This is a genomic window from Clostridium sp. MCC328 (genome assembly GCF_018785465.1).
GTDB lineage: Bacteria > Bacillota > Clostridia > Lachnospirales > Lachnospiraceae > Pilosibacter > Pilosibacter fragilis.
Genome location: NZ_WQPW01000070.1, coordinates 21,846 through 28,336, shown reverse-complemented (window position 1 = coordinate 28,336; position 6,491 = coordinate 21,846). Strand labels below are relative to the sequence as shown.

Sequence of the window (6,491 nt, the reverse complement as noted above, 5' to 3'; positions counted from 1 at the left end):
TCCCCCTGTATGAGGCAGGTTACCCACGCGTTACTCACCCGTCCGCCACTCGGTAAATAAGAATCCATCCGAAAACTTCATCTCATTTGCCTCGTTCGACTTGCATGTGTTAGGCACGCCGCCAGCGTTCATCCTGAGCCAGGATCAAACTCTCATGTTAAAGTGTTTGCATCCGAGTTCAAAATTTAGCTTGGCTAATTTTTAAACCGTTCTACTGTTTTGTTAGGTTTTGTTCTGAATGTTCTCATTCATGGTCTAAACCAAAGACCATTTTTATAAGAATTTTCAGGGTTTTACATACTGTTCAGTTTTCAAGGAACTGTTTCGTTGCCGTTTCTTGCTCTCAGCGGCAACTCGTTTATTCTATCATACCGTTTTCGGTTTGTCAAGAACTTTTTAAAACTTTTTTTGAGAGATTAAGAAGTTTTCTTAATGACTCTTAATAAGTTTTGCCCTGTTGCTCAAGGCGAATATTATAATATCAAATCCCCGGACAAAAGTCAACTGTTTTTTACATATTTTTTCATTTCTTTTTACATGTTTTGCGATATCATTACAAGTTCAGTTCTAAAACGCTATATATTGTATATTGTATATTGTATATTCAATTAATGCAATATGATGTTTCATCATGTCCCGCAAGAGAAAAAAGCAGGAGCAGCCAAAAGCTGCTCCTGCCAGATTCCATATGGATTTCTACTATAATATTATGAATTACTTCCGTCAAGCGTAAACCAGAACTCTACACCATTCTCCCAGTTCTTCACGCCATACTGCTGGTTGTGGGCATCCATGATCGCTTTTACAATAGAAAGACCAATTCCGGTTCCGCCGTAGGCACGGGTTCTCGCCTTATCTACCTTATAGAACTTCGTCCAGAGATTCGGGATCGCATCCTCAGGGATCGGGGTTCCTGTATTAAAGACAGATACACGGACGATGTTGTTTTCCGGAAGCATTTTGATAATGATCTTTTTCTCTCCATCGATATGATGGATTGCATTGCTCAGGTAGTTTGTGACTACCTGCTCGATTTTAAACTCATCGGCCCATACATAGACCGGTGTCTGATCGTCAAACTCCACCTGGATTCCGTTCTGATCGATCAGGATCTTCGACGCATTCACAACGCCGCGAACCAGTTCCGTCAAATTGAAACGGTCCATCACCGGCTTATCGTTTCCGCTCTCCAGAGAAGACAATGTCAGAAGCTGCTTAACCATCTTGTTCATCTTGTTGGCCTCATCAACAATAACATCACAATAATAGTCGCGGCTTTCCTTCTCCTCGCCCATTCCTTCCTGAAGACCTTCCGCGTATCCCTGGATCAGGGCAATCGGTGTCTTTAACTCGTGGGAGACATTTGCGATAAAGTCTTTACGCATCTCATCGATCTTTGTCTTCTCTTCGATGTCCTTCGTGAGCTGGTTATTTGCCGACTTAAGCGCCGAGATCGTTTCCTCCAGACGCTCCGACAATGTGTTCATACTATTTCCAAGAACCTGAATCTCTTCCATATCATGTTTTCCAGACTCATACTTCGCATTAAAATCGAGATCTGACATACGCTCCGAGAGATTCGACAACTTATAGATCGGCATCGTGATCTGTTTTGCCACCAGATATACGACCAGAGCACCGATCAATACGGCGATCATTCCCACATAGAGTAGAAACTGATTCGCAAGACGAACACTCTCGCCAATACTTGACAGTGGTGCGCTCATGATAAAGGCAGTGCTATTATCGGAGAAGAATCCCCAGCTCTCCAAGTACATGCTCTCCCGCTGGGGATCGTATGTCTTCTGGATCTTATACTGGTCGTTTTCCTCCAGAATCGTGTACTTGGCCTTTGCCCAGCCGAAAATATAACGGTCAATGCGGTCCTTTAAAAACTTCGTATCACGGGATGTTGAATAGACCGTCGCATCCTCCGTGCTGTTGTCAATGATCAGGACAGAAACATTGGCGCTGTCGCTGAAATTCCGGATCAGGCGCTGCAAATTTCCTTCCGTGATATTTCCGTCAGCATCCTTTTCTCTTCTCATGGCGTCTTCGATGGAAATCCCGTTTTCCTTGTTCTCCTCGATCCGGGAGTCGATGGCCTCGTAGGCACCATTTAACGCCTGTACCTTCTTTGTTACATAGAAATCTTCCAGATACCACTTATTGACGCCCCAGATCACTGCCAGGATCACAGCGATCAGACCAATAAACGTGACCGTCAGTCTGGATCGTATCGATTTCATCATCCATCCACCTCGAGTTTATATCCCATGCCCCAAATAGTCTTGATATTATCGCCTTTCGGACCAAGTTTACTTCTCAGCTTCTTTACGTGGGTGTCGATGGTTCTCGCATCTCCGAAATAGTCGTAATTCCAGACATTATTCAGAATCTTTTCTCTTGAGAGGGCGATTCCTTTATTTTCCATAAAATAGGTAAGGAGTTCAAATTCCTTGTTGCTGAGATCCACCGGCTTTCCATCCACAGTCACCTCGTGGGCATCCTTATCCACGCGGATTCCATCTGCCTCCAGAATCTCACCCGTTGATGTACTGCTGCCACGACGCAGGATCGCCTCAATTCTCGCCACAAGGATCTTCGGACTGAACGGTTTTGTGATATACTCGTCAACGCCGAGTTCGAATCCAAGAAGCTCATCCCGCTCCTCGCTTCTCGCCGTCAGCATGATGATCGGAACCTGAGAGTAGCGTCGGATCGTCTTGCATGTCTCCCAACCGTCCATCTTCGGCATCATGACATCCAGAATCACGAGACTGATATCCTTTTCCTTAAAGAAGATATCAATAGCCTGCTCGCCGTCTCCCGCCTCTAGAACACGGTATCCTTTGATGGTTAAAAAGTCTTTGACGAGCTTTCTCATTCTCTCCTCGTCGTCAACCATAAGTATCTTTACTGCATCCATTGTCTGTACCTCCATATATTTTACCTGATGCACTCCGATAAGAACAGAAGCGTATTCCAACACACTTGAGATATTAACCAGTCGATTCGGTGCTACCGGCATCATACATGTGTGCATAAAAATCCCACTTATCATCAGCTATATTTTAGCAGATAATAAGTGGGATTTCTATAAGTTCACGAACATTTCACAAAGGCAGTTTCATGAAGGCGGGAGAACTGTATTATTCTCCTTTTGAAGCCGTCACTCTGTCTCTAGGATTGAGTGCTACTCTGAAGATTATATAATCTTTTCCGTCTTTGTCTTTCCATGTTGTCACAAATATAGATGTTCCATCTGTTCCCTTATTTTTCTGATAATCAATTACACAATTGGAATAATTTCCTATGTAATAGCCATTAATCGTTTTACCGATTATTTCATGTTCTATAACTTCATCAAGTTTTCCTGTAAAACCATTATACGAAAATCTCTGTTTATTGAATTCCTGAAAATTTCTTCCCCCTGTATATATAACAGCAGTAATAGGCTGACTCGATTTTACATTTGTATTCACCTGTTCATTGATGTATTGTAACAGCGATGGAATCAGCTTTTCATCATCTGCTTGGAATACCGCTCCGCTTTCAAAGTTTTTCTTAGCTCTCTCCATATTTTTTTCATTACTCGTTTTTATTTCTTCTATTCGTTTAGATTCCTTATTTTCCCTTTTCTGCACCTTTTCCTCTATAGATCTATCACCTTCTGGTATATCTTTATAATAGTAAGCTGACGACGTATCCTTATTTTTATAATATTTTTTTGTTGCATCCACTGCATACCATTTCCCATCTAATTTAACAATATTGAATGCATGCTCAATTTCAAATACATATTTTACATCAAGTCCACAAGCTTTTCCTAATGACATAAACGCATTTGCGAAACCTCCACAGACACATCGTCTATCTATAAACGCACCATAAGATGACTGATTATACGGTTCTTGCGCATCATATATCACATTGTCAACAAGCCAATCGTAAATCTTTCGTGCCTTTTGATCCTCCGTCATTGAATTATTAATATTTTTACTTTTCCATTCTGAAATAAAAGCATTTACGCGCTCCTTTTGCTTAGCTCCCAACCAATAATTGTCAGTTCCGGTTTCATAATATCTTTTGTATTCCAAAATATGTTCAGCTGTAACAGAGTTCGCTTTCGGATACATAATACTTCCAATCGCCATGTTACTATAACCTAAATTATCCAGACTAAATTCTATTCCGTTATATGTTTTAGGTTCCAGTGTCCCTGTCCCATCCACAGTATAAGTCGTATCCCCGGAATTTACATTCATCGTAACAACTTTTCCATCCTGTGTTCGTGCACCATTGGCATCCACCGTCTTCTTATCTGGTGTCTCCGTAGACACATACAGCCAGCCACTCTGGTCAAAGCAGTAATTCTCCGCAATTCCATCCCCGTCTCCATCGATCCAGCGCCATCCATTTGTTGTGTAGGTGCCATTGTCCTCGTCATACCACCATTTACCGGCATTTGCTCCAGTTCCCTGTTTCCACTGTCCGGCATATGAGGAAAATGCCAGTCCCAGGCTCAGCAGTGTGGTCACTGCTGTTATTTTCAATACCTTTTTCATATTTCTCTCCCTTTGTTTCCAATATAGCAAATGGAAGCGTCCGCGCAGTTTTTCTGCACAGCGCTTCCATTATTCAGCGTCTCTTTATTATCTTTATTCTTCGTCCCTCTTCTCAACGATCGCGATATCGAGATCCTCAAGCTGCTTCGGATCTACCGGTGCCGGAGCTTCCATCATAAGACAGGACGCGTCTTTTACCTTCGGGAAGGCAATTACGTCACGGATGCTGTCTGCACCTACCATAAGCATAACGACACGGTCGAGGCCGTATGCGAGACCAGCGTGCGGCGGTACTCCGTACTTGAATGCGTCAAGCAGGAAGCCGAACTGCTCTCTTGCTCTCTCTTTTGTGAAGCCAAGAACTTCGAACATCTTCTCCTGGATATCATCCTGATGGATACGGACGGATCCGCCGCCGAGCTCCGTACCGTTTAATACGATATCGTAGGCTTTCGCGCGGACTGCGCCCGGATCAGTGTCGATAAGTGGGAGATCTTCCTCCATCGGCATTGTGAATGGGTGATGCATAGCGACGTAACGTCCCTCCTCCTCGGAGTACTCTAAGAGCGGGAACTCTGTTACCCAGAGGAACTTGAAATCGTCTTTCTTTAAGAGGTCTAACTGTCTTGCGATCTCAAGACGGAGATTTCCTAATACATCGAATACGACTTTATCTTTGTCTGCCGCGAAGAACAGAAGGTCGCCCGGCTTACCGTCCATCGCTTTTACAAGAGCATCCAGTTCTTCCTGCTTCATGAACTTTCCGAAGGAGCACTTATAGGAACCGTCCTCATGGATTGCAAGGTATGCAAGCCCCTTTGCACCGAATCCCTTTGCGTACTCAACGAGAGCGTCGATCTTCTTTCTCGGCATACCGGCCTGTCCGTCTGCGTTGATACCACGGACAGATCCGCCGTTCTCAAGAGCGCTCTTGAATACAACGAACTCGCAGTCTTTTACAACATCAGATACGTTCTTTAATTCCATGCCAAAACGCATATCCGGCTTATCGGAACCGAAACGGTCCATAGCCTCGCGCCATGTCATACGGAGGATCGGAGTCTGAACGTCAAAATTGCAGATCTCCTTGAAAAGTTTCTTTAAGAGTCTCTCGTTGACCTCGAGAACATCCTCAACATCCACGAAGGATAACTCCATATCGATCTGTGTGAACTCCGGCTGACGGTCCGCACGGAGGTCCTCGTCACGGTAGCATCTTGCGAGCTGGAAGTAACGGTCCATACCGGAACACATCAGCAGCTGTTTTAATAACTGCGGAGACTGCGGAAGAGCATAGAACTCGCCCGGATGCACACGGCTCGGTACAAGGTAGTCTCTTGCGCCTTCCGGTGTACTCTTGATCAGAGTCGGGGTCTCGATCTCGAGGAAACCTTCGTCCGCTAAGAACTGGCGGACCATCGTAGCCACACGGCTTCTTATCATGATGTTTCTCTGGAGATCCGGACGACGGAGGTCAAGATAACGGTATTTTAATCGAAGGTCTTCCTTCGTCTTGCTGTTCTCCTCGATCGGGAACGGCGGTACCTCGGACTCGGAGAGAATTCTTAAGGACTTCGCTCTCATCTCGATAGTACCTGTCTTTAAATTCGGGTTTGCCGCGCCGGAACGTTTTTCGATGGTTCCGACAACCGCTACTGTAAACTCACTTCTTAATTTTTCAGCTTTTGCGAAGCTCTCAGCGCCGCAGTCGCTCTCCTCAAAGATGATCTGGATGATTCCGGAACGGTCACGAAGGTCGGTGAAGATAATACCGCCTTTGTTTCTGCTCTTCTGGACCCATCCCATAAGTGTCATTTCCTGGCCTACGTTTGCCTCTGTGACTTCAGCACAGCGGCAGGAACGCTTTAAGCCTGCCATTGATTCTGCCATGATTTTCCTCCTGATACAGCTGGAATATTTAAA

The 6,491-nt window shown here is 44.6% G+C and carries 4 protein-coding genes and 1 rRNA gene; all 5 read right to left on the bottom strand.

The genetic code is table 11. The annotated features are described in order from the left end of the window. Nucleotides 1-160: ribosomal RNA gene (locus tag GPK83_RS11510) — 16S ribosomal RNA — on the bottom strand; the annotation flags it as partial. A gap of 547 nt (nucleotides 161-707) precedes the next feature. After that, on the bottom strand, nucleotides 708-2,249 hold the full coding sequence (locus GPK83_RS11505) for a HAMP domain-containing sensor histidine kinase (protein ID WP_345941806.1): 1,542 nt from the start codon (nucleotides 2,247-2,249) through the stop codon (nucleotides 708-710). Further along, a complete protein-coding gene (locus GPK83_RS11500; protein ID WP_117485725.1) occupies nucleotides 2,249-2,929 on the bottom strand; it encodes a response regulator transcription factor in 681 nt (226 codons plus the stop codon). Before GPK83_RS11500 ends, GPK83_RS11505 begins: the two co-directional genes overlap by 1 nt. Nucleotides 2,930-3,152: 223 nt before the next feature. Next, entirely contained in the window at nucleotides 3,153-4,568 is a 1,416-nt protein-coding gene (locus GPK83_RS11495) for a transglutaminase domain-containing protein (RefSeq protein WP_215704824.1), read from the bottom strand. Between the two features lie 93 nt (nucleotides 4,569-4,661). Next, nucleotides 4,662-6,458, bottom strand: coding sequence for an aspartate--tRNA ligase (gene aspS / locus GPK83_RS11490; RefSeq protein WP_118599915.1), 1,797 nt, complete (start codon nucleotides 6,456-6,458; stop codon nucleotides 4,662-4,664). Nucleotides 6,459-6,491 lie beyond the last annotated feature (33 nt).

Excerpts from the sequence above, each read along its gene's own strand:
- GPK83_RS11505 (WP_345941806.1), bottom strand. The coding sequence starts at position 2,249 with ATGAAATCGATACGATCCAGACTGACGGTCACGTTTATTGGTCTGATC.
- GPK83_RS11500 (WP_117485725.1), bottom strand. The coding sequence starts at position 2,929 with ATGGATGCAGTAAAGATACTTATGGTTGACGACGAGGAGAGAATGAGA.
- GPK83_RS11495 (WP_215704824.1), bottom strand. The coding sequence starts at position 4,568 with ATGAAAAAGGTATTGAAAATAACAGCAGTGACCACACTGCTGAGCCTG.
- aspS (WP_118599915.1), bottom strand. The coding sequence starts at position 6,458 with ATGGCAGAATCAATGGCAGGCTTAAAGCGTTCCTGCCGCTGTGCTGAA.